3 protein-coding genes are annotated in these 2,507 nt (G+C 35.9%); all 3 read left to right on the top strand.

The features are described from left to right. Window positions 1-85: 85 nt before the first annotated feature. Genes JW962_03305 through JW962_03295 form a run of 3 tightly spaced genes read left to right on the top strand, consistent with a single transcriptional unit; the run spans window position 86 to window position 2,421 of the window. Entirely contained in the window at window positions 86-1,465 is a 1,380-nt protein-coding gene (locus JW962_03305; GenBank protein ID MBN1374329.1) for a hypothetical protein, read from the top strand. Between the two features lies 1 nt (window position 1,466). Beyond that, entirely contained in the window at window positions 1,467-1,877 is a 411-nt protein-coding gene (locus JW962_03300; GenBank protein MBN1374328.1) for a hypothetical protein, read from the top strand. Further along, the gene (locus JW962_03295) at window positions 1,852-2,421 is read left to right on the top strand and encodes a hypothetical protein (protein ID MBN1374327.1); all 570 of its coding nucleotides are present in this window, start codon (window positions 1,852-1,854) and stop codon (window positions 2,419-2,421) included. The genes JW962_03300 and JW962_03295 overlap by 26 nt, the downstream gene beginning before the upstream one ends. The last annotated feature ends 86 nt before the right edge of the window (window positions 2,422-2,507 follow it).

Below are 2,507 nucleotides of genomic sequence, written 5' to 3'. Positions count from 1 at the left end.
TCCCCTTTAGTTATTCCTCGGAAGTGGTGCTAAGTTGATTGCAGTTTGGAGTAAGGAGAAGTTGAATTTTTAAAGGGTGTAGAAAATGGCTAAAACGTTTTCGAATTTTGATAAATTTGGCTTAGATAAATTTGCGGATGATCTTACAAATTATCTTCAAGTAGAATCTGAGTTTGTTGATGAAAGTTTTGTCCTGAGTTTAAATAGCGAATTCGGAAGTGGGAAAAGTACATTTTTTGAAATGTGGATGAACGAGCTTAAGGCAATTGATAAAATATTTGAGATTGTCTATGTAAACGCATGGGAGTCTGATTTTCAAGGAGACCCTCTATTAGCAATTGTATCATGCTTATTGGATATTGAGTACTCTGGCAAAAACTCAGAACCTATTAAGGAGAGTGCTGGAAAGCTTTGTAAATTTGCTTTGTCTATTGGAAACGATGTTGTGCAGAGAGTTACCGGGGTAGACTTCATAAAAGCAGGAGAACGTGCTGAAGCAGATAACAATAATAGCAAAACAAAATTAGGACATGCCTGTTTCGAGCTTTATGAACAAAGACAGAAGCTTTTTGAGGATTTAAAAAAATTGCTTTGTGAAACCACGAGGAATTCAGACAGATCTGTCCTAATAATTGTGGATGAGTTAGATAGATGCAGGCCAAATTATGCGATCGAGTTTTTGGAAACAATTAAACACTTCTTTGATATCAAGGGGCTTGTTTTTGTTCTTGGAGTAGATAAAAAACAATTGGCATCATCTGCGAAGGCTTTGTTTGGACAAGGTCTTGCTTTTGATAGATACTATCAAAAATTTGTTCATCGAAATGTCTATTTACCAGTTAAATCAGAAGCAATTCTAAAAGTATTTTGCAAAAAAATCATCAAAGAGTATCTCAGCAATGAAGCATTTAAAAAGAAAGGTCTGTTTTCTTACGCAGAATATGACTCTAATTGTGAAGATACGTTTGCTGATCTTTGTGTTGCATTTTCTTTAAACGCACGAGATTTACATGAAGCCTTACGTATTACGGCCCATGTTTTTTCGATGGTTGAGCAAAAAAACACAAAATTGATTTGGGGATTTCAATATGGAACATTTTTCATGAGCATACTCTCTATTAAAGATCGCTCTTTATACGAGAAGATAGGCACTAAAAATATTTCACCAACTGAGTTTACTGAATATTTAAAACCTCTGATGTTATTTAACAATACCGCTCTTCTGTCAGACTGGTGGGCGAAATTACTATATATTGGAGTGTTCGGATACAAGCCAGAAATATTGGAGTCAGAATTTATAAAGCTTAGTGTTTGGAGTAAATCCGAAGGAGAAGCAAAATTTGAGAATTACATAAGTGATTTTTCTTCTGCTTTTGGCCGTTTTGCTAGCGTGAGAACTGAGGCTGCTTTCTTAAGAATATATGCTGAATTGGAAGGGCTAAGAAGGTTCGAAAAAGGGAAATGAAATGGATATATTTTTCTTGATTATATGTTTCCTGTTTAATATCTGGTTACTTGCCTCTTTTTTAATTTGTATTTACTGGCTTTGTAAACCTGCAACATTATCATCTTTCAATAAAAGTCATAGAAGGACTGCTATAACAATCAACATAGGGGCATTCTTGTGTTGTTCCCTTTTCATTTTTGGAACACTTAAGTCAACGCTTTGGTATATTCCTGAAGGTTGGGTTTATAAAACAGATAAAGGTGACATTGGGATAGTCCGAGACGCTGTTGCAATAATAATTGCTTTGCCCGTCACTATAATATTAGCTTTAAAGTTTGAAGAATTTCAAAAAATGCATAGGGATATCGAGAAATTAGAAAATGAAGCTGAGCAGGAGAGTAAGGATGAAAAAAAAGTCAAACAAGATTAAGGCTATATCAGTTGAAGTAAAACGGCAAGAACTGATTAGTGAGAATAGCACCGGTGAAAATGGCACAGTTATGCCGAAGGAAATAGGCATACAATCCAACACACCGAGCAGCATTGTGAGTACTGGGATTGGTTTATTATGTACGGTGCTTGTATTTCTGCTTATCAATGGAATCTTGTTCGGTTTTTATGAAGCCTATGACTATTTACGTTTCGGGGGAGAGGAACGACTCATCAGATTAGGCAGGGACATCGATGGTGAACAACGGCAGCTAAATCAATTGGAGCTTGATATTGAAAATCAAGAGCAAGAGATTAAAGATTTGGAAATGCAAATTAAAGCCTGTAGTGACAGTTGGGAAGGAAAACCAGCTCTAATTAAACATTATTCAACCACTTTTGATTCGTATGAACTCAACCTTAAAACATACAACGAAAGGATTCTTCAACAAACAGAACAAGTGTCTTTATACAATGCGGGCGTAGAAAAACAAATTAGCCGTTGGTACATTATACCAATACCAATAAAAAGCTCTGGTCGATGACTTTTGTATATTTGTAACCGTATCCCCAGGACTTACGTCCTGGGCTGACATGTGCCGCCCCTTCGGGGTAATGGAATTTTTGTTAT

The sequence above is a fragment of the Candidatus Dojkabacteria bacterium genome, assembly GCA_016927995.1.
Taxonomy (GTDB): Bacteria; Patescibacteriota; Dojkabacteria; order JAFGLO01; family JAFGLO01; genus JAFGLO01.
The sequence above is the reverse complement of the archived record's forward strand: the minus strand, read 5'-3'. Positions and strand labels throughout refer to the sequence as shown.